The 19,941-nt window shown below is 69.2% G+C and carries 14 protein-coding genes; 7 read left to right on the forward strand and 7 right to left on the reverse strand.

The genetic code is table 11. The features are described from left to right. Positions 1 to 108 precede the first annotated feature (108 nt). Both BJEO58_RS14925 and BJEO58_RS05760 read left to right on the forward strand, forming a co-directional pair. Positions 109 to 933 carry a hypothetical protein gene (locus BJEO58_RS14925; RefSeq protein WP_101588508.1) on the forward strand — a complete coding sequence of 275 codons (825 nt, stop codon included), beginning with the start codon at positions 109 to 111 and terminating at the stop codon, positions 931 to 933. Further along, positions 926 to 4,039, forward strand: coding sequence for an SdrD B-like domain-containing protein (locus BJEO58_RS05760; RefSeq protein ID WP_180951841.1), 3,114 nt, complete (start codon positions 926 to 928; stop codon positions 4,037 to 4,039). The genes BJEO58_RS14925 and BJEO58_RS05760 overlap by 8 nt, the downstream gene beginning before the upstream one ends. A 381-nt stretch (positions 4,040 to 4,420) precedes the next feature. On the opposite strand, the gene BJEO58_RS05765 is transcribed toward BJEO58_RS05760, so the two are convergent. From BJEO58_RS05765 to BJEO58_RS05775, 3 genes are all read right to left on the reverse strand, one after another. Next, positions 4,421 to 5,350 (reverse strand): VOC family protein, encoded by a 930-nt coding sequence (locus BJEO58_RS05765; protein WP_101588512.1) that lies wholly within the window; start codon positions 5,348 to 5,350, stop codon positions 4,421 to 4,423. Positions 5,351 to 5,491: 141 nt separating this feature from the next. After that, entirely contained in the window at positions 5,492 to 6,952 is a 1,461-nt protein-coding gene (locus tag BJEO58_RS05770; protein ID WP_101588513.1) for an alanine/glycine:cation symporter family protein, read from the reverse strand. Positions 6,953 to 7,039: 87 nt separating this feature from the next. Further along, the gene (locus BJEO58_RS05775; protein ID WP_246075915.1) at positions 7,040 to 8,209 is read right to left on the reverse strand and encodes an aminotransferase-like domain-containing protein; all 1,170 of its coding nucleotides are present in this window, start codon (positions 8,207 to 8,209) and stop codon (positions 7,040 to 7,042) included. Positions 8,210 to 8,357: 148 nt separating this feature from the next. Here BJEO58_RS05775 and BJEO58_RS05780 point away from each other — a divergent pair, with 148 nt between their 5' ends. Together BJEO58_RS05780 and BJEO58_RS05785 are read left to right on the forward strand one after the other, a co-directional pair. Beyond that, positions 8,358 to 10,166 (forward strand): ABC transporter transmembrane domain-containing protein, encoded by a 1,809-nt coding sequence (locus tag BJEO58_RS05780; protein WP_246075916.1) that lies wholly within the window; start codon positions 8,358 to 8,360, stop codon positions 10,164 to 10,166. Further along, entirely contained in the window at positions 10,163 to 12,094 is a 1,932-nt protein-coding gene (locus BJEO58_RS05785; protein ID WP_101588516.1) for an ABC transporter ATP-binding protein, read from the forward strand. The genes BJEO58_RS05780 and BJEO58_RS05785 overlap by 4 nt, the downstream gene beginning before the upstream one ends. 40 nt (positions 12,095 to 12,134) lie before the next feature. Here the strand turns inward: BJEO58_RS05785 and BJEO58_RS05790 are convergent, their stop codons facing one another. Beyond that, complete coding sequence (locus BJEO58_RS05790) at positions 12,135 to 12,386, reverse strand: hypothetical protein (RefSeq protein WP_144573790.1); 252 nt, start codon at positions 12,384 to 12,386, stop codon at positions 12,135 to 12,137. A gap of 125 nt (positions 12,387 to 12,511) precedes the next feature. Further along, a complete protein-coding gene (locus BJEO58_RS05795) occupies positions 12,512 to 14,038 on the reverse strand; it encodes an ATP-binding cassette domain-containing protein (protein WP_342779388.1) in 1,527 nt (508 codons plus the stop codon). 518 nt (positions 14,039 to 14,556) lie between these two features. Between BJEO58_RS05795 and BJEO58_RS05800 the strand changes: the two genes are divergently transcribed. The 3 genes from BJEO58_RS05800 (at position 14,557) to BJEO58_RS05810 (ending at position 17,504) form a co-directional block, all read left to right on the forward strand. Beyond that, on the forward strand, positions 14,557 to 15,339 hold the full coding sequence (locus BJEO58_RS05800) for a class I SAM-dependent methyltransferase (protein WP_101588521.1): 783 nt from the start codon (positions 14,557 to 14,559) through the stop codon (positions 15,337 to 15,339). A 75-nt stretch (positions 15,340 to 15,414) separates the two neighbouring features. Beyond that, complete coding sequence (locus BJEO58_RS05805; protein WP_101588523.1) at positions 15,415 to 16,281, forward strand: class I SAM-dependent methyltransferase; 867 nt, start codon at positions 15,415 to 15,417, stop codon at positions 16,279 to 16,281. A gap of 263 nt (positions 16,282 to 16,544) precedes the next feature. Further along, positions 16,545 to 17,504 carry an EamA family transporter gene (locus tag BJEO58_RS05810; protein ID WP_101588525.1) on the forward strand — a complete coding sequence of 320 codons (960 nt, stop codon included), beginning with the start codon at positions 16,545 to 16,547 and terminating at the stop codon, positions 17,502 to 17,504. An 11-nt stretch (positions 17,505 to 17,515) separates the two neighbouring features. Here the strand turns inward: BJEO58_RS05810 and BJEO58_RS05815 are convergent, their stop codons facing one another. Together BJEO58_RS05815 and BJEO58_RS05820 are read right to left on the reverse strand one after the other, a co-directional pair. After that, entirely contained in the window at positions 17,516 to 18,319 is an 804-nt protein-coding gene (locus BJEO58_RS05815; RefSeq protein WP_101588528.1) for a family 1 encapsulin nanocompartment shell protein, read from the reverse strand. Positions 18,320 to 18,472: 153 nt separating this feature from the next. Then, positions 18,473 to 19,867, reverse strand: a complete 1,395-nt coding sequence (locus BJEO58_RS05820) for a CPBP family intramembrane glutamic endopeptidase (protein ID WP_246075918.1) — start codon at positions 19,865 to 19,867, stop codon at positions 18,473 to 18,475. Positions 19,868 to 19,941 lie beyond the last annotated feature (74 nt).

Here is a 19,941-nt window from a genome sequence, read left to right on the forward strand (position 1 = left end):
ACGCCTGAAGGGTCTATGAATCGCGCTCACAGTAGAGGACTCCTGTCCTGGCTCCACCTGTCCCGACCGGGTCCACGAAAGAGCGCGAGGCTGTCCGTTGCGTTCGCGATGGTGCTCGCACTCGTCGTCCCCTTCTCTCTGACCTCGGCCGCAGTCGCGGCGACTCCCGGGATCACCGTGACCGTCGACGGGAGCGACGAGCAGTACGGCGGCTCAGAGGTCGTCGACGAGGGTGAACGCATGACCATGCGCATCCAGTACAGCAGCGATGTCGCACCCGGCTCCACGGTCGAGATCGCGCTGGGGGACCTGGCCGCCTTCTCGGTTCCCGACGTGCCTGCGGGCAACGACGCGATCGAGAGCATCGAAGCCGATCCGGACAACCCGAACATCCTCCGCATCACCTTCGCCGATCCATGGCCTCCCGAAGTGAACCAGGGCGTGCTCGCCCTCGACTTCGACATCGTCGAGGTCGAGCGGAGCTCGCAGGAGAACCTCACGTGGAGTGTGGACGGCGAAGAGACCAGCCGCGAGATCACGATCCGTGACGGCGGCGACCGGTTCGCCGACGTGAGGCCGTCGACCGGCAAGGCCGTTGCCGCGCCGAACCTCGCGCAGTTCGTGACCGTCGAGGACGGGGCCGTGTCTGTCGCGGACGAGGTGCTCACCTCTGAGATCACCTACACGCTGTCCGTGGACGTCGAGGACGAGCAGTCGGGATACACCATCACCGACCAGCTCCCCGCGGAGCTCGGCTACGTCGAGGACTCCTTCGCCGTCACGCAGATCACGTGGGATGAGGCGGGCCTCAACAAGGCAGGAATCCACGGACATCGAGTTCGCGCCCCAGATCACGGGGAATGCGTTCGAGGGCACCCTCGACGTGCCCGGTCCGTCGCAGACGCGCATCACCTACCGTGCCGTCGTGGCTGACGAGGCTGCACTCACCGCACTCGAGGAACGGCTCCAGGCGGCCTATGACCGGGCGGTCGACGCTGCGGGCAGCAGCTTCGCCGTGACGCTGGACAACGTCGCGCAGCTGGGCTCCGATGAGCGGACCGGAAGCTTCCGGATCCAGAAGGCGATCGCAGGCATGGAAGGCCCGAACCTGGGCAACGTCTTCTCCAAGGGGTCCGATTGGGATGTCCAGGCCGCCGATCCCGCGGACGACGGGACCCTCGACCCTGCGCTCGACATCACCTACGACCTGAACGTCGACCTGGGAGAGTTCGACGGGAGCAACCCGCACAAGACCCTCGATCAGAATGTGGTCGTCGGCGATTCGCTGCGGGCTCAGGCTTCCTGGAATCGTGACGACGGCGACTTCGTCACGGCGGAGGGCCTCACCCTGGAGCGGCTCGAGGAGCTGCCCGGCGATGCGGGCAACCTGTCGTGGCAGCAGCGTGCCACACTGCTGTCTGCTGACGAGTACGTCAACATGTACTACCTGAACGGCCAGGATCTCTACGCCAACCTGGGCATGGATCCGTCCCTGGACACGTCGCTGCAGATCAAGGCGACGATCGACACGGTCGAGGGACTGAATGCCAGGGGCACGGGGATTCCCGGCGAGACGGCCTACTCCTTCCCGAACCGCGGTGAGCTGCTGTACGGCGAAGGCAGGCAGACCGGGTACAACCACCCGGTGGACATCGTCGCGACGGAGGAGAGTGAGGACGGCTTCAACGCTCCGGACTACTTCGCCAAGGCCGCGGAGGATTCCGCGATCGAGGCGCTGCCGGGGACGTCGGCGGACGTCGCCTACACCTTCACCGTGGGGTCGGGCAAGGGCATCGACCTGCGCAGCAGCACGATCGTCGACCACGTCGACACCAATGTCTTCGACGTGTCGGATCTCGCCGCCATCAAGGCGGGCATCACGGCTGAGTACGACTGGTGGCGAGCGATGGACGGCTCGCACTTCGAGCTGGGCCAGAGCAAGTCCGGCGACCTGGAGATCACACTGTCGGACGCAGGATGGCAGGCGATCGACGAGTGGGGTGCCGACAAGCAGTTCGAGCTCACCCTCACGCTGCCGACCAAGCCGCTGAACGGCAAGGAGACCGTCCAGATCGAGAACCGTGCGACCCTCTTCGGTGAGGACGAGCGGGCGCTCTACTGGTCTGAGATCCAGTCCGAGGTCAGCTCCTACGGTGATGAAGCAGAGATCCGCAAAGCCGTCCGGGAGACCCCGAACGAGGAGTGGACGAACAACCTCCGCGCGGATATCGGACCGGACGGGCAGCTGGTGAACGACCAGCTCGTCTACAACGTTGCCCTGGTGCCGCACGGCGACTACGACGGAGTGGCGATCATCCCGGTCAGCGATGTCCTTCCGGACGGGATCGAGTTCGTCGGCTTCGTGGACGATGAGAACGTCGACTCGGGCGCGAACCCCACAACGGGCATCCGCGAGCTCGCGGGCAACGTCCAGGCGCGCTTCGTCGAACCGACCGACGATGCTCCGCAGGGAACCGTCGTGATGGAGCAGGCGCCGGGTACTGTGCTCAATGCCGCACAGGGGCGTCCGAGCGTGAACATCCTGGTGCGCGTGACCGACTTCGTCATCGACGAGCCCATCGTCAACATGGCGGGCAGCGCATCGGCGACGGTCACCCCGTCCGACGGCTACCCGCTGACGATCGCCAAGGTGGACGCCACCGATCCGGAGACGGTCATCGATGATCCGGACGCTCGTTTCCGGATCCTGGACGCAGACGGCGCTGTGGCGGTCGACGACGTCTTCGTGCAGGATGGCGCGCTGCGCGTGCGGGACGCAGACGGTGCGGTCAAGAACGTGAAGGTCGCCGAACCGGGGGCCTACACGGTCGAAGAGATCGTCGCACCGGACGGCTACGCGGAGACCGACGAGACCATCCAGGTCGTGGTCGACGACAACGGCTCGTCAGAGGCGGCTCGCTTCTACAACGATCCGGCGGCGGAGCCCGAGCCCAAGGACTACGCGGTGGGCGACTACGTCTGGATCGACGCCGACGGCGACGGCCTCCAGAACGATGCAGAGGTGCTCCCCGGTGTGACGGTCACGCTCCTCGACGGTGAAGGCGACGTCGTCGCCACCACCCAGACGGATGCTGATGGCCGGTACATGTTCGATCAGCTGGACGCCGGTGACTACCAGATCGAGTTCGAACTGACCGACGAGCAGGCGGAGATCTATGAGTTCACGCAGGCGGATGCCGGCGGGGACGACGCCGGTGATTCGGATGCGGATCCTCAGACGGGCCGCACTCCGGTGTTCACGCTGGACGATTCGAACGAGGCGCTGACGACGGACTACGCGACCCAGGATGTTCTGGCGACGGAGGGCATCGACCCGACGTGGGACGCGGGCGTGGTCCTGAAGCCCGAGCCGGAGCCTGAGAAGGTCTCGGTGGGTGACTACGTCTGGTTCGATGAGAACAACGATGGTCGCCAGGATGACGGCGAGGTCGGCATCGGGGATGTCGTCCTGGAGCTGACGGGTCCCGAGGGGGAGCCGGTCGTCGATGTGAATGGTGATCCGGTGGGTCCGGTGACGACGGATGAGGACGGTTTCTACACGTTCGAGGATCTGCCGGTGCTGGAGGATGACCAGTCGTACACGGTCACCATCGATCGTGAGGCTTCTGCGGATGCGCTGGAGCCCTACGATCCGACGCTGCCGGGTGTGGGCGACCGCGAGGGCGACTCGTCCGAATGGTCTGCTGACTCGCAGGGTCTGACGAACGACGGCGATCATGACCCAACGCTGGACTTCGGCTTCGTTCTGAAGCCCGAGCCGGAACCGACTGAGGAGCCGACCGTGACGCCGGAACCGAGTGAGAGCCCCTCCCAGGGTCCGACTGAGGATCCGGCGCCCGCACCGGGTGACGGCGACGATGATTCCGGCTCGTCCGACGATTCGGATGATCCCCACGGCGACGATGGTGGAGACCTGCCGCGTACCGGGTTCAGCGGAACGATCGCACTCGTCATCGGTCTGCTGCTGGTCATCGGTGGGGTGGTGCTGGTGCGTCGCACGAGTATGCCGCGCAGGTGATCCCATCCCGCTGAAGGGCTGCGGGCCTGCGGGCCTGCGGGCCTGCGGGTCTGAAGGGCTGAAGGGCTGCAGCTCGGCCGGCGGATGAGAAGAGGCGGTGCGGACCAGAGAGTATCTGGTCCGCACCGCCTCTTCTCATGTCCCGTGTCTGACGGGGCTGATGACCTCGGACGCCGCACTCCAGGTGGCGGCGTTCGGGTCCTCGGGGGTCTGGCGATACGTGTTCACACCGAGCAGGAGGGCGCTCCGGGGCGAATCGTCCAGAGCGATGCGAGCAGAGGACGCGGCGGTGACGGGAACGACGCACCGCGACGTGGTTCACCTGCAGTCCGCCTCGGCTGCGGTCGCCGGCAGCCATTGCGGCGGAGACCGCGGTACACCTCATCGGGCGAGCAGGGACTCCGTCGTGGACGTGCCGGGAAGGGAGACGGTCACGTGAGTGCCCCACGGGTCGTTGACGGTCACGCGGTCACCGTCGTCGGCGGACTGGAGGCCGACACCGCCCAGCCGCGCGGTGAGCGCCTCGAGGTCCTCGCGGCCGGGGACGGTGATCGCGACGTCGCCGAGGCCCAGGCTGGACGCGCGGGGACCCGCACCGGCACTGTTCCACGTGTTCATCGCGACGTGGTGGTGGTAGCCGCCGGCCGAGGCGAAGAGTGCCCCGGGGTGGGTGCCGACCATGGTCTCGAAGCCCAGGGCCCCCACGTAGAAGTCGCGGGCGCGGGCGATGTCGCCCACCTGGAGGTGGACGTGGCCGATGATGCCGGCGTGGTTCTCCGTGTCCGTGAGGGCGGCCTCCGTGAGGTGCTTCTGCAGGAACGCGTTGGGGTCCAGGTAGAGCGACGCCATGTCCACCTCTCCGGTGGGCTGGTAGGTCCAGGCGGAGCGCGGGCGGTCACGGTAGAGCTCGATGCCGTTGCCCTCCGGATCCGTGAAGTAGAACGCCTCGCTCACGAGGTGATCGCTGGAACCCACGAACCGGCTCTCCGGGTGCTGGGCGGCACGCGCGACGGTCGCCGCGAGTGACGCCTCGTCGTCGAAGAGGAACGCCGTGTGGAAGAGGCCCGCCTGCCGGCGGTCGACGCCGGGGCGCCCCGGGGCGGCGATGAGGCGGATCAGCGGAACGCCGCGGCGGCCCAGGACGCGGACGACCTCACGGCCGGCCGCGCGCTCCTCGATGGGGGTCAGCGCCAGGGCGTGCGTGTAGTAGGCACTCATCGTCTCCAGATCGCCGACGTGGAGGGTGACCGCGTCCATCGTCGTGGCGGGGCTGAGGATGTTCTCGCCGGCGGCGGGGGCTGCTGCGCTCATGGTGTCTCCCAGGGGTCGTCGTGCGAGCGGGTATGGCACCACTGTATATCGTTGAAACTTTAACGACAAGGGTCTGTGGCGCTGTTCACGATGAGGAGGCGCCTCCCGGTGCGCGATGGACCCTTCCAGGGACTGCGAGACTCAGCGTCGACTGCGCTTCTGCCAGAACTGCGTCTGCGTCACCTCGTCCGTGCCGTCCCATGCGTCCAGGCCGTCGAGGTCGCCCATCCGGTCCTTGTGGAAGAGGGGCTCGACGCCCTCCTGTCGCTGCTGCTGGTAGTCCCGCAGGATCCGCAGGACCGTCCTGCTGAGCAGCAGGACCGCGATGAGGTTGATGAACGCCATGAGCGCCATCGCGATGTTCGCCGCGGTCCACACGGCATCGAGTGCGACGACGGATCCGAAGAACACGGCCACGACGACCACGAGCCGATACCCGTTGAGCGCGGCCCTGGACTTCGTGAGGTACTCGATGTTCGTCTGCCCGTAGTAGTAGTTGCCCAGGATCGAACTGAAGGCGAAGAAGAAGATCGCGAAGGTGAGGAAGTGGACGCCCCACTGGCCGACCTGAGCGGCGAGCGCCGTCTGGGTGAGCTGTGATCCCTGCGGGGCCCCGTACTCCGGATTGGAGAGGAGCACGATGAAGCCGGTGATCGAGCAGACGAGCAGAGTGTCGAAGTAGACCCCCAGTGACTGCACGAGCCCCTGCTTCGCGGGGTGCGACGCGGACGCGGTGGCCGCGGCGTTGGGGACGGAGCCGATTCCGGCCTCGTTGGAGAAGAGCCCGCGGCGGATGCCCTCCATCATGATGCTGCCCAGGGCCGCTCCGGCGATCGACTGGAAGCCCAGTGCCTCCGAGACGATCGTGGCGAGCATGCCGGGCACTGCGTCCAGGTTCAGGACGACGACGATGATTCCGAGGACCAGGTAGAGGACCGCCATGACCGGCACGATGACCGACGTGATCGCTGAGATGCGGTGGACGCCTCCCACGACGATGATTCCCGCGGCGGCCGCGATGATGAGGCCCACGAGGATCGCGAACCCGCTGCCCGATGCCTCCGCGCCGAAGCTCGCGGCGAGCGCGTCCGTGATGGAGTTCGACTGCACGGTGTTGAAGACGATCCCGTAGACCACTGCCACGATCACAGCGAAGAGCGCGCCGATGACGGGGGCCTTCAGGCCGTGCGTGATGTAGTAGGCGGGCCCGCCGCGGAACGACGCCCCATCCTTCACCTTGTAGAGCTGTCCCAGCGCGGACTCCGCGAAGGCGGTCGCGCCGCCGATGGCCGCGGTGACCCACATCCAGAAGATCGCGCCGGGGCCGCCGATGCTGATGGCGAGCGCGACGCCCGTGATGTTCGCGGTGCCGACCCGGGAGGCGGCGGAGATGCAGAACGCCCTGAACGGGGAGATCCGCCTCTTGCCGTCCGCATCATGACCGGCGGGTTCGCGGATCAGGCGGAACATCTCCGGCAGCAGACGCAGCTGGACGATCCCGGTGCGGATCGTCAGGTAGAGGCCCACCGGGATGAGGACGGCGACGAGCACGTAGCCCAGGAAGCTGTCGATGCTGGTGATGAGGTCGAGGAGCGGGTCCACTGCGAGGTCCCTTCGGATGTGGGTGAGAGTGGTGGCCGCGGCAGTCGTCCGGCCTCTCGGGACAGTGTGCCATCCCGCACCGTCACCTCACCGGAAGACCGTGCTCAGCCGTTCCAGGCCCTGTGCGATGACGTCGACGGGGTTCGACACGAAGCTCAGGCGCAGCGTCGATGGCTTCGGGTCCGCAACGTAGAACTGCATGCCGGGGATGTAGACCACCCCGGCATGCACGGCGTCCATGACGGATTCGCTCGCGTCGAACGGTTCCGGAAGCGTCGCCCACAGGAACATCCCGCCCATCGGAGTGTTGAGCGTGTACCCGTCGGGCAGGACCGCGTCGAGGCCCTCGACCATCGCATCGCGGCGCCTGCGGTACTCGGCGCGGATCGGCACGAGCTTCGCATCGAGGTCGTTGTGCTCCAGCCAGTCGACTGCGGCGAGCTGGTCGATCGTCGACGTCTGGAGGGACATCCCCTGCTTCGTCGTCGCGAGGATCTCGAGCACCTCCTGGGGGCCGCGCACCCAGCCGATCCGCAGTCCGGGCGCCATCACCTTCGACAGCGTCCCCAGGTAGAGGGACTTGTGGGCGAGACGCGGGTCCGCGCTGATGGGGGTCATCGTCCACTCGTCGTAGCGCAGCTCCGAGTACGGGTCGTCCTCGATGAGCCACACGTTGTACCGGGCGAGGACGTCGGCCACCTCGCGGCGGCGTGACTCCGGCATCGTCACGCCCGTGGGGTTCTGGAACGTCGGGATGAGATACACGGCGCGGGGTGAGTACTGGAGGATGGCGGACTCCAGGGCTTCCGGCACGAGACCGCCGGAATCCGTGTCGACAGGGCGGAACTGGGCGCGCGACAGCGCGAACGCCTGCAGTGCGGACACGAATGTCGGGTTCTCCGTCAGGACGATGGAATCCGGGTCGAGCACGACCTGGCCGATCAGCCCCAGTCCCTGCTGGGAGCCCGAGGTGATGAGGACGTCGTCCGCCTCCGTGTGGAGGCCGTTGAGTGTCATGCGCTCCGACACAGCCGCGCGCAGCTCCGGTTCGCCCTCCGTCGACGAGTACTGCAGTGCCCGTGCACCATGCTCTTCGAGCACCCGCTGGTAGGACTTCCCGATCCCCTCGACGTCGAAGCTCTCACTGGCCGGTGCGCCGCCGCCGAAGCTGATGATGTCCGGGTCCTGGGCCAGTGAGAGCAGACTGCGGATCGGCGAGCCGCCCAGTGAGGACACGTACGCGTTGAGCGGGGGCATCGGACTGTGATGAGCGCGCGTGACCATAATCACATAGTGACCGTGAGATCGGACCTCCGCAAGGGGGCGCGCCAGCCTGTCCCTCCGGACTCGCAGGAGCGCCGTGTTCCCTGCGACGGCGCGGAACGGTTGGGCCTAGGATGGCCGGATGCCCGCCCCTCCCTCGTCCGGCAGGACGCTGCTGTCACGCGCCCTCGGCCGGAGGCTCCGACTGCTGCTGCCGGGCGTCGCGTCACTGTCTGTGTGGCAGGTGTGCGAAGCGCTGGTTCCGGTCGCGATCGGGGTGGTCGTCGACATCGCGATCATCCCGCGGTCTCTGCCGATGCTCGCCGTGGCAGTCGCGGGCATCGCGCTGCTCTTCACGGTCCTGAGCTTCGGTTACCGGTTCGGTGCTCGCCTGTGCAATGCGGCCCGGGAGCATGAGGCGCACGCGCTGCGGGTGGAGGTCTCGCACGCAGCGTTGACGTCGCCGGACCTGCCGCCGGACCGCGCGTCCGGTGAGGTCCTGTCGATCGCCTCCGCGGACGCCGATCTCGCTGCCGAGGTCTTCGCGCACCTGGGCCGCGGGGTCGCCGCTCTGCTGGGCATGATCGTCGCCGCTGTCCTCCTCGTCCTGTCGGATGCCGTCACTGGGCTGCTGGTGCTCGTCGCCGTGCCCATCGGGCTGGTCCTCGTGGCACTGCCCGGCAGGGCCGTCTCCGAGAAGGCGGGAGCACAGCTCGCGGCGACGGCCCGCGCGGCGAATTCCGCAGCGGATCTGATGCGCGGGCTCCGGGTGATCAAGGCCCTCGGTGGTTCGGCATGGGCGCTCCGCCGGTTCCGCGCGACGTCCGATGAGGCGGCGGTCGCCGGCGTCGCGACGGGGGAGCGGTCCGGTCGGCTCAGCGGCGTCGGTGCGCTCGTCATGTCCGTGGTGCTCGCCGTGGTCCTCGTCGTCGCCGGTCTGCGGCTGATCGACGGACAGATGAGCGTGGGCGCGCTCATCGCGATCCTCGGCATGACAGCGTTCCTCACCGAGCCCATGCGAGCGCTCGCCGACATCGTCGGCCTGACCGCGCGCTCCCACGGCGCCGCATCCCGCATCGCGGCGCTGCTGACAGACCTCGAAGGCACCCACGACGCGCGCGAGGCGCCGGCCGGGCCGGGACCCGCCGCACCTCCACATACAGCACCCCCACGCACAGCACCTCGCGTGTCCATCACTGCTCACGAATCGGGACTGACGGTCAGCGGAGACGCCTTCCCCTCCGTCGACGTCCCTGCGGGGACGCTCGTCTGCGCACTCGTCGACGATGACGCGCTCGCCCACTACGTCCTGACGGTGCTCACGTCGCAGAGCCGCGTGCTCGGGCCCCATCACCTCCTCGTGACGCCCCACGCCGTCGACCTGTTCGAAGGAACCATCCGGTCGAACATCACGATGTCATCCGGTACGGACACGGCTGATTCGACGGCCGTTCCCCCGGCCACGGCACCGACCCCAGCCCCACCGACCCCAACCCCAGCCCCAGGGACAAGCCCGGCCAAACGCCCAGCGACAGCCGGAGGCGCCGTCGCTCCGGCCGTGCTCGCGGCCTCGGGCGCTCAGGAGGTGCTGGGACTGGTCGTCGACGGCCTGGACCACCGGATCCAGGAACTGGGCGGCAATCTGTCGGGCGGGCAGCGGCAGCGGATAGCTCTGGCTCGGGCACTCCACGCTCAGTCGCGGATCCTGGTCCTGCACGAACCCACCACGGCGGTCGACGCGGTGACCGAGGCGCGGATCGCCGCCGACATCGCCGGCCTCCGGCGCGAAGCCGTGACGCTCGTGGTGACCGGTTCGCCGGCCTTCCTCGCCGCAGCGGATTCCGTCGTCTACGTGCCCGCCGGCGCACCCGCTGTGACCGGCACGCACAGCGAACTGATCGGCGCACCCGGCGTCATCGGCGATGCCTACCGTGAGGCGGTGGCCCGATGACTGCGGATTCGACAGCGCCGGGCACCTCCACGACCCTGCCCCTCTCGACCAAGCGCGCCGCCTTCGCCCGTCTGGCGCCTCACCTGCGAGGACGGTCCGGCTGGATGGCCGTCCTCCTCGTCGCCGGCATCGCGAACGCGGCGGCCGGCCTCGTGGGGCCGTGGGCGATCGGTCGTCTCGTCGACGCACTTCCGGCAGGTGCCGGTCCCGAGGTCGTCTGGACGAGCGCGATCGCCGTCGCCCTCGCGGGACTCGTCATGGCGCTGGGCACGTGGATCGGGGCCTGGGCGCTGGCGCGGGTCGCGATGCCGACGGTGGCGGGTCTCCGCACCGATGTCGTGGGTGCGGCTCTGGCGCTCGATGCGCAGACCGTCGAGCGCACGGGCACCGGCGACCTCGTCTCGCGCGTGGCGGACGATTCGCGCAAGGTGAGCGAGACCTCCACGCAGATCCTGCCGCTCGTCGTCGAGTCCGTCCTCGTGGTCGTCGTGTCTGCGATCGGGCTGGCCGCCGTGGACTGGCGGCTGGGCCTCGTGGGACTGGTCGCCCTGCCGATGTACTGGCTGACGCTGCGCTGGTACCTGCCGCGCTCCGCGCCGCTGTACCAGCAGGAGCGCGCCGCGATCGGCCGCAGGTCGGGCAGACTGCTGGGCGGCCTGACCGGAGCCCGGACCCTGCGGGCCCACCGCGCCGAGCACATCGAGCTCACCCGCATCGATTCCGCCTCCGCCGAGGCCCGCGACCTTTCGGTCGGAGTCTTCCGCTTCCTCACCCGCGCCTTCAGTCGCAACAACCGCGCCGAGGCCGTGGTGCTCTCCCTGCTCCTCATCGCCGGTTTCGCGCTCGTGTGGTTCGACGAGACGACCCCGGGGGCGGTCACGACCGCCGCCCTGGTCTTCCACCGGCTCTTCAACCCGATCGGCGCGCTGGTGGGGCTCTTCGACCAGATCCAGTCGGCGGGCGCTTCCCTGACCAGGATGGTGGGGGTGATCGACGCGGCAGGATCCCGACCCGACGGCGCGGAGGCCGTTGACGCCGAGACCGTTGGTGTCGAGACCGTCGACACCGAGCACGGCGGGCGGCCGCCCAGCGATCGTTCCGAGGTCGTGCACGGAGCGGACGGCGTCGTGCTCGGAGCGGACGGCCCCGTCGCGGGCGCCGGTCCACGGTCCGCGGGCCTGGTCCTGAGCGACCTCTGGTACTCCTACGACGATCATTCCGATGGTCAGAACCACGTCCTGCGCGGAGTCGATCTCACGGTCGCGCCGGGAGAGGTCGTCGCCGTCGTCGGCACGACGGGCGCCGGGAAGTCGACGCTCGCGAAGATCGCGGCGGGGCTCGCCGCTCCGTCGAGAGGCTCAGCACAGCTGATCGAGGACTGGCCGGCTGTGCGCAGCGGCCGTGAGATCACGACCGTGCCCGAGCACCGACTCCGCGCCCACGTCGCGATGATCGCGCAGGAGGTCCACACCTTCGTCGGCACGATCCGCGACAACGTGGCGATGCCGGTCCCCGAAGCGTCCACCGCTTCGATCGAGCGCGCGCTGCGCCACGTGGGGGCGGACTGGGCGTTCGACCTGCCTCGCGGACTCGACACGGTGGTGGGCGACGGGGGTGCGCGGATCTCCCCGCTGCAGGAGCAGACGATCGCGCTCGCCCGCCTGGTCGTCGCGGACCCGGACATCGTGATCCTCGACGAGGCGACTGCCGAGGCCGGGTCGACCGGCGCACAGGTCCTCGAAGCCGCCGCCGCGGCCGCGCTGGCGGGCAGGGGCGCTCTCGTCATCGCGCACCGGCTCAGCCAGGCGGAGGCGGCGGACCGGGTCCTCGTGATGGAGCACGGAGCGATCGTGGAGGACGGCACACATGCCCAGCTCGTCGGCGCGGGCGGTCGGTACGCCACCCTGTGGCAGGCATGGGCGGGCTAGGTGTGATGTCCCGGGAGGTTGTGCCGCCTCCGGTTCCCTCTCAGGACGTCGGCTCGCCGCCCACCACGACGTTGATCGTGACGTGGTCACCCGGAACGTTGATCGTGATGTGCGTCCCGGAGGTCTCCTCTGGAACGACTGTCGGCGACTGCGTCGGCTCGTCCTCGTGCGGGACCGCCAGGTCCACTCCCAGTTCGTCCAGGGCCGTGGCCACGGGATTGGCGAACGTCGTGCTGCCGTCCGTGGACCCGGCGAACAGCAGCCCTACGACGTTGTTGTCTGCGTCCATCACCACCGAACCGGAGTCGCCGCCGTCGGAGAACCGCTCCGAGCGGGTCGTGGCCGCTCAGAAGAGGATTCACTCTCGATTCTGCGCCCCGCCGTCCACGAAGTCCATGCTTCGCAGGAGCGGTCATCTCATACTCGCCGCCGTCCGCCGTGGGCGAGCTCGACGCGGGGCCACTGCGCGAGCCGCCGCAGCACCTGCCGATCGTGCGTCGCCACGACGACGGCGGCACGTGCTTCCTCGAGCCCGTCGAGCAGGTCGTCGACCAGCGACATCGACAGGTGGTTGGTCGGTTCGTCGAGCAGCAGGACGTCCGGCTCCCGCGAGAGCATCTGGGTGAGCCGCCGCCTGCGCAGCTGACCGGGGGAGCGGTGCCCCTCATCCGCCTCGTCCTCCTGCCCGAGGAGGCCCACCGTCATAGCGCCGTGTCTGCGCACCCGGCCCTCGTCGGGCTCCAGCGTCCCGCCCAGCATCGAGAGCAGCGTCGACTTCCCCGCCCCGTTCGGGCCGACGACCAGCAGCCGGTCACCGCCGGCGATCCCGACGGACACCGGATGCGGTGAGCGGCCGGCCACCGCGACCTCGTCGGCGGTGAGCAGGGGAGCTCCCTCCTGCGCGCGGCCCGCAGGCACGGTGAGCCGCTGCGGAGGCGGCGGCACGGTGAGCGCGTGACGACGCAGCTCGTCCTCGCGGCGGTGGAGTGACTGCACGATGCCCGGCGCCCGCGATTGTCTGGCGTGCTTGTCCACCCCCTTGTCCGGCCGCCAGCCGGTCGACAGTCGCGAACGGGCCTGGTCGACGGACTCCCGCAGGCGTCGGTGCTCGGCCTGCTGCGCGTCATAGGCCGATCGCCAGGCCTCGCGGTCCCGTGCACGGCCGGTGCGCCAGCCGTCCCAGCCCCCGCCGTAGAGGCGGGGCCTGCGGTCGGCCGACGGATCGAGGTCGAGGAACTCGTAGGCCACGTCGGCGAGCAGTGCCGCGTCGTGTGAGACGACGAGGAGCCCGCCGGCGCGGGACCGCAGGGCGGCGGTGAGGAAGTCCAGTCCGGCTGCGTCGAGGTGATTGGTGGGCTCGTCGAGCATGAGCAGGTCCGGCTGGGCGCCCAGGACGCAGGCCAGGCGCACGCGGCAGCGCTGACCGACGGACAGATGGGCGAGCCGCCTGGAACGGTCCGTCACCGCGCCCAGAGCCTCGAGGGCGATATCGACATGCCGCTCCGCATCCCACGCGTCGAGCTGGGTGCAGAGCTCCAGCGCACGAGCGTAGGCGTCCTCGGGGTCGCAGCCTGCGCCGTTGCCGGCAGCAGCGCTGGAGCGGCCGGTCTCTGCCGCCATGGCAGCGGCGGCGACGTCGAGGGCGGCGAGGGCCGTGCGGGCCGGAGCGATCGCCTCGTCGGCGAGGTCCCCCACGGTCGCGTCCGGGTGCGCGGGCAGCTCCTGATCGGCGATCGCGAGGGTGCCCGCGCGGTCGACCGATCCCGCATCGGGCACGAGCCGTCCGGAGAGGATGCGCAGCAGCGTGGTCTTGCCGCTGCCGTTCTCGCCGACGACGGCGAGCTTCGTCGAGGCGGACACGGTGACGTCCACGCCGGTGAGCAGGGGATGCCCGCCGGGGGAGTGGGCGATGTCCCGAGCCCGGATATGGGCCCGGTCGCCCACCGGGGCGCCGGAGACCGGCGCATCGGTGACTGTCGCACCGGTGAGCGGCGCATCGGTGATTGTCGCACCGGTGAGCGGCGCACCTGCGTCTGGCGACGAGGCGAGGCGAGAAGAGGCCGTGGAACGGGAAGAAGTGGTGGGATGAGAAGACGAGAAGGGGGTGTAGGACACGGGGTCCTCCGCAGAACGGGCGCGCTGAAGGCGCCGGTCGGAACGTGGCACGTCCGACGGCGGAGGAGGGAGTAGAGCTGTATCCGCGTCCGCCGTCAGCGGCGGGTGCGGAGCCTCATGGACGCGATTCCCGTGTGTCTCATGCCCACCACGGTACAACCGGTGTCCAGAGGGCGCTCTGAGTGTGATCGAATCCTCATCCGCCCAGGCTTCATCAAGGGGTTTCCCTGGGTACTCTCGAATGAAGCAATCGCATCGGCAGAGACGCTGACCGATCATGTCCGTCGCGCTCGCCGCCGGCTCCCGCCGTCGATACCAGCGTGCCGGCCCGCCAGGGAGGACCGATCATGAACGTGAGCAGCGCGCCCCGTGACGCGACGACTCGCTTCACCGGTCTGGCCAGGATCTATGACAGGTTCCGGCCGGGCTACCCCGCAGAGTGCCTGGGGTGGTTGGCCGACACCCTGCGGCTGGGCACCTCCAGCCAGGTCGCGGACATCGGTGCCGGCACCGGGAAGATGTCTGAGGAGCTGGTCTACCAGGGCATCCGGACCATCGCAGTCGAACCCAACCGGGACATGCTGGGCATCCTCGAGGCGAAGGCTGCGACCACCAGCCTCCTCACCGCCATGCATGCCACCGCAGAGGACACGCAGCTGCCGGACGCCTCTATCGCCCTCGTGACCGCCGGGCAGTCCTTCCACTGGTTCGACCAGGCCGCCTTCCGCGCGGAATGCCGCCGTATCCTGTCGCCCGGGGGCAAGGTCGCACTCGTGTGGAACTCACGTCGTCGCGACAGCGAGTTCACCCGGGCGACGGCAGACGCCTTCCGCCGGCACATCGGCGGATTCCCCGGCTTCAGCGGGGACCACAGCGTGAGCGCCGCGGACTTCGACGCGTTCTTCGAGCCCGACGGGTACGAGTACCGCGAGTTCCCCCACGACCAGATGCTCACGTTCGACGAGTTCCTGGGCCGCAATCTGTCGGCCACCTACGCACCCCGCGAGGACGACCCGGCACACGGGCCGCTCGTCGCGGACCTCCGCGCTCTGTTCGACGCGTACCGCGAGGACGACATGGTGCGCTTCCCCCTCACGACACGACTGTTCGTGGGCGGGGTAGGGGTCTGAGCGTTCTGCGGAGCGCTCATCCGGGCACCGCGCCCACGCCGGCGCAGTGCTGAGTCGGCAGGACGGAAGGGAAGCATGACCACGGACAACACAGGCAAGTTCACCGGGCTGGGCGAGGTCTACGCCCGCAGTCGGCCGGGCTACCCGGCCGAGCTGCTCGACCTCCTGGCCGCGCGGATCGGAGGCGTCGACGCCGCCGCAGCCGAGCGGCCCGACGCCGGTGCGCCCGACGCCGGCACGAGCGCTGCTGAGTCGACCGCCGCCGAGGTGCCCGAGACCGGCCACGCAGGTGCGGCTGTCGTAGCCGACATCGGAGCGGGGACGGGCAAGCTCACGGCCGAGCTCCTGGCCCGGGGCTGGCGGGTGAGCGCGGTCGAGCCGAACGACGACATGCGCGATGCGCTCGTGGCTCGTCTGGCGGACGACGAGCGCCTCACCGTCGTGGGAGCACCTGCCGAAGCGACGAGGCTGCCGGATGCGTCTGTGAACCTCGTGACCGTCGCCCAGGCCTTCCACTGGTTCGACATCCCCTCGTTTCGCGCCGAGTGCCGGCGGATCCTGCGGCCCGGTGGTCAGATCGCGCTCATCTGGAACTTCCGACGGAGGGGCGAAGCGTCGGTAGAAGCCGTCGCAGAGGCGTTCCGTGCACGTGTCGGGGGCTTCGTGGCGCTCACCCTCGCGGAGGAGATCACAGACGCGGACCTCACGGAGTTCTACGGCGGGACCCACTTCCAGCGCTTCGCATTCGACAATGACGAGGAGATCGGATGGGAGACGTTCCGTGAACGCCACCTGTCGACCTCCTATGCGCCGAAGGAGGGCGACCCCGCCCGCGAGCCCCTCACCGCTGACCTCGAGCGGATCTTCGATGAGTACGCCGTGGACGGGCGCTACACGTTCCCGAACTCCACTCACGTCCTCCTGGGCGAACTGAGGGGCTGACGGAGCCGCGATCCGGTTCCGGCGGCCGTCAGCCGCGCAGCCAGAGGTGCATGCCCGTCACGTACGCGCTCGCGACACCGGTGTCAGCCCGGACTCCGCACGCAGGCGCCGGTGCGCGCTCACCGAGGGCGGCCCGGTGTGGAGGCGGCAGCGGTCGGGGATGACACTCATGCGCACATCATTCCGGGTGCGGGCGTCATCGACCTGCGCAGTGGTGGTCGATGCAGTGGTGCCCGAGGGGTGGTTGCGGCGATGATCAGTGCATGCCGATCAGCCACTGCCTCCTCGCACTGTCAGTCGCCGTCATGTGGGGGCTCAACTTCCTTGCGATCGACGCATCGCTCCAGCAGTTCCCGCCCATGCTGCTCGTGTCCCTGCGATTCGCGGTGCTGGCGATCCCCGCGCTCCTCTTCGTGCCCAGGCCCCAGGTGCCGGTGCGCTGGCTGCTCGGCTACGGCGCGGGCTTCGGGATCCTGCAGTTCGCCTTCCTCTTCTGGGGAATGGCGATCGGGATGCCGGCCGGGCTGGCGTCGCTCGTGCTGCAGGCATCCGCGCCGTTCACGGTCCTCCTGGGAGCAGTCCTGCTGCGGGAGCGGCTCGCACCGCTCCAGGTGGTGGGCATCCTCGTCGCGGTCGGCGGACTGACCGTCGTCGGCTGGTACCGGTTCGAGAACGCTGCGCTGCTGCCGTTCCTCCTCACGCTCGCAGGTGCGTTCGGCTGGTCGCTCGGCAACATCTGCAACCGTCAGGCGAGGACTGTCGAACCGCTCAAGCTGACGTTCTGGATGTCAGTGGTCCCGCCGGTCCCGATGCTGCTGGTGTCACTCGTGGTGGAGGGGCCTGCGGAGATCGCCGCATCGTTCGACGGGCTGGGATCGAGCACGGGCGTCCTCGCCCTGGTGGGCCTTGCGTACACAGCCCTCATCGGCACGATCGCCGGGTCCGGGGTGTGGTCGTGGCTCATGGCGCGGCACCCGGCGGGGATCGTCGCCCCGTTCTCGCTGCTGGTGCCGGTCGTCGGCCTGTCCGCTGCCTGGCTGGTGCTCGGACAGGCGGTGTCTGTGACGGAGCTCGGCGGGGCGGTGCTCATCGTGGGCGGAGTCCTGCTGGGATCACTGAAGGGGATGCGCGTCTCTGCACGCAGGAGGGGGCGGGAACGCTTCACTGCTGCGTTCCCGCCCCCTCCTGCGGATGCTCCTGCCCCACGCGGCTTCCGGCGGTGAGGTCCCGGAGGTCAGGGCATGAGGTGCACGGCGGCCTCGGCGCTCGCCACGCGGAAGGTGAACGACTCCTCCAGGTAGAGGCTGACCTTCTCCCCGTCGTGCGAGTCGTACCCGATCGATACATCCTGACCCATGTGGAGCTCGTAGTCGCCGCCGCGCTGCGACACGACGATCGCGCCGTCGATGGCGGGCGCCCAGATCACGCGTCCCTCGTTGAGGATGCGCTGGATGTGCGCGGAGATCGGATTGCCCTCGTCGGCGGATTCCGCGAGCTGCGTGTACAGCTCTGCTGACAGGAGCAGGTTGTACGGGCCGCCCACACCGTCGAGGCGGAGGGTCGTGATGGCCTCGGCCACTGCGGACGTCAGGTCCTTGATGTCCGACTGCAGCTGGATGGGCTTGTGCGGGCTCGCGGAGATGATGCCGGACAGTCCGACACCGTCGCCCGAGCCGTTGAGGACCGCGTAGTCCTCTGCCTTGGCCAGGCGCATCGCGGCGTCCTTCGCGGGGTCCCAATCGGCGTCGACGGAGCCGCGGGCGACTGCGTCGATCTCATCGCGGCTGACGGAGAACGGCGCGCGCAGTTCGACGACGGGCAGGGCCACGCGGCTGCGGCCGCGCACTCCGTCGACCTCCGTGGTGACATCGGAGACGCGTCCGGTGGTGAGTGAGGAGAACTCGTAGCCCCGCGGCTCGGGCATCTCGACGAAGCGACGGCCGGCGATGTGGCGACGGAACGTCTGCTTCACTTCGTCTTCCAGATCCGCCCAGGCGGCGTCGGAGATCGGTGCGAGTTCGCGATGAAGGTTGTTCATGGTCGTGCCTCCTCAGGAGTGTGCCGTCTCGGATGCCGCAGGTGCGGGTCCGGTCGGCGGATGCGCGGGGCTGTGCAGCAGCACGGCCTGCCTCGCTTTCTTGATTGGTTCCAGTTTACTGCGCGTGGGGTCGGTCCACCAGTGAGTATGGACTCACTCACCCGGTCGGTGTTCGGTGTGCGGCGAGGAGCGTCCGATATCGGTGGGGATCGGTCCGGTGGTCGCGCTGGTGTGGCCCGGGCCGGTCCCTGCGACGTCCTGTGTGAGGGATTCCGCGCCGGCAGAAGTCTCTCCGGTGCTGATCGGGATGGGTCCGGTGGCGGGCGAGGCCTCGGCGGCGGTGTCTGCTCCACCAGTCGTGCGCGCGAGCCGCCGTCGCTTCGCGAACCAGGAGAGGCCCGCGACGATGGCGGCCAGGAGCGCGAGCGGCACCAGCATGAAGGGGCCGCCCGTCCCCGCCGATCTGTCGAATCCTGCATCCATCTGGTCTGACAGTGAGGCCACGATGAGGAGGAAGACATTGTTGGCGGTGTGGATCGCGATCGCGGACTCGAGTCCGCCGGTGCGCTGGGTGAGGACCGACAGGAGGACGCCGAAGAGCAGGTAGTAGACGATGAGCCAGACGTCCGCAGCGAAGTGGGCTGCGGAGAAGGCCGTCGCGCTGACCGCGGTGCCGACGATGAAGCCCCAGCGGTTCGAGCGGAACCAGCCGCCGACAGAGCGCTGGACCACCCCGCGGAACATGTACTCCTCAGCGGCTGCCTGCAGGGGCGTCGTGAGGATGATGATGCACAGGAATGCCAGCGTGGTGCCGGAGAACGTGAGCGACTGGTACGTGGGGTCGAGGAAGCTCGAGGCGGCGAACAGCAGGTAGACCGGGGCGGCGATCGCGAAGGAGATCAGCAGCCAGCGCCAGCGCAGCCCGGGCGCGACCGAATGGAAGTACCCGATTCTCACACCGTTGATCCACCGGTGCGCGATGAGAGCCGCTCCCGCTCCGGCGATGAGGCTGAGGTTCGTCGCTGCGAGGACGGCCGGAGTCATCGAGATGCGCCCCTCGGAGAGCGCGTCGAGGGACTGCATTCCCAGCACCATGTCGGCCATGACGGCCACGATGCTGAAGAGCAGCGAGAAGAGCAGCATCACAGCGATCACGACGACGATGCTGATCGCGCCCTTCCACCACCGGGATCGGGGAGTGCGGTAGCTGGAGCCGAACGGCAGGCCGGGATGCGGGGTATGCGGGTCCCGGGTGTCCAGGGGAGCGCCGAATGCGGCAGCGGGGTGGGCGCCTGCTGGGTAGGTGCCCGCTGGGGAGGCGCCGGCCGGGTAGGCGCCGCTCGGCGGCATGCCGTGCGCGGCGGGACCGCTCGAGGGGCCCCCGGGAGGGGCGCCCGGGTAGCCGGGCGCGGCGCCCGGGTGGGCGACCTGCTGGGGCCCGCCCGGCTGCTCGCCCGTCGGCGGCGAGTACACGTAGGGGCCCGGCTGCGGTCCCGGGTCCGGCAGCGGCTCGTTCTGATCGGGTGGGGGAGGGACGTTGTCGGTCACCCCTCCACCATACGTTCGACGCCGGCTCCTGGGTACAGAGTGCGAAGGTCGCGCATGCTCTGTGCACGGGCAGC

Source organism: Brevibacterium jeotgali (assembly GCF_900169175.1).
Lineage (GTDB): Bacteria > Actinomycetota > Actinomycetes > Actinomycetales > Brevibacteriaceae > Brevibacterium > Brevibacterium jeotgali.

Excerpts from the sequence above, each read along its gene's own strand:
- BJEO58_RS05805 (WP_101588523.1), top strand. The coding sequence starts at position 15,415 with ATGACCACGGACAACACAGGCAAGTTCACCGGGCTGGGCGAGGTCTAC.
- BJEO58_RS05780 (WP_246075916.1), top strand. The coding sequence starts at position 8,358 with ATGCCCGCCCCTCCCTCGTCCGGCAGGACGCTGCTGTCACGCGCCCTC.
- BJEO58_RS05815 (WP_101588528.1), bottom strand. The coding sequence starts at position 18,319 with ATGAACAACCTTCATCGCGAACTCGCACCGATCTCCGACGCCGCCTGG.
- BJEO58_RS05800 (WP_101588521.1), top strand. The coding sequence starts at position 14,557 with ATGAACGTGAGCAGCGCGCCCCGTGACGCGACGACTCGCTTCACCGGT.
- BJEO58_RS05785 (WP_101588516.1), top strand. The coding sequence starts at position 10,163 with ATGACTGCGGATTCGACAGCGCCGGGCACCTCCACGACCCTGCCCCTC.
- BJEO58_RS05775 (WP_246075915.1), bottom strand. The coding sequence starts at position 8,209 with ATGCCCCCGCTCAACGCGTACGTGTCCTCACTGGGCGGCTCGCCGATC.
- BJEO58_RS05765 (WP_101588512.1), bottom strand. The coding sequence starts at position 5,350 with ATGAGCGCAGCAGCCCCCGCCGCCGGCGAGAACATCCTCAGCCCCGCC.
- BJEO58_RS14925 (WP_101588508.1), top strand. The coding sequence starts at position 109 with ATGGTGCTCGCACTCGTCGTCCCCTTCTCTCTGACCTCGGCCGCAGTC.
- BJEO58_RS05810 (WP_101588525.1), top strand. The coding sequence starts at position 16,545 with ATGCCGATCAGCCACTGCCTCCTCGCACTGTCAGTCGCCGTCATGTGG.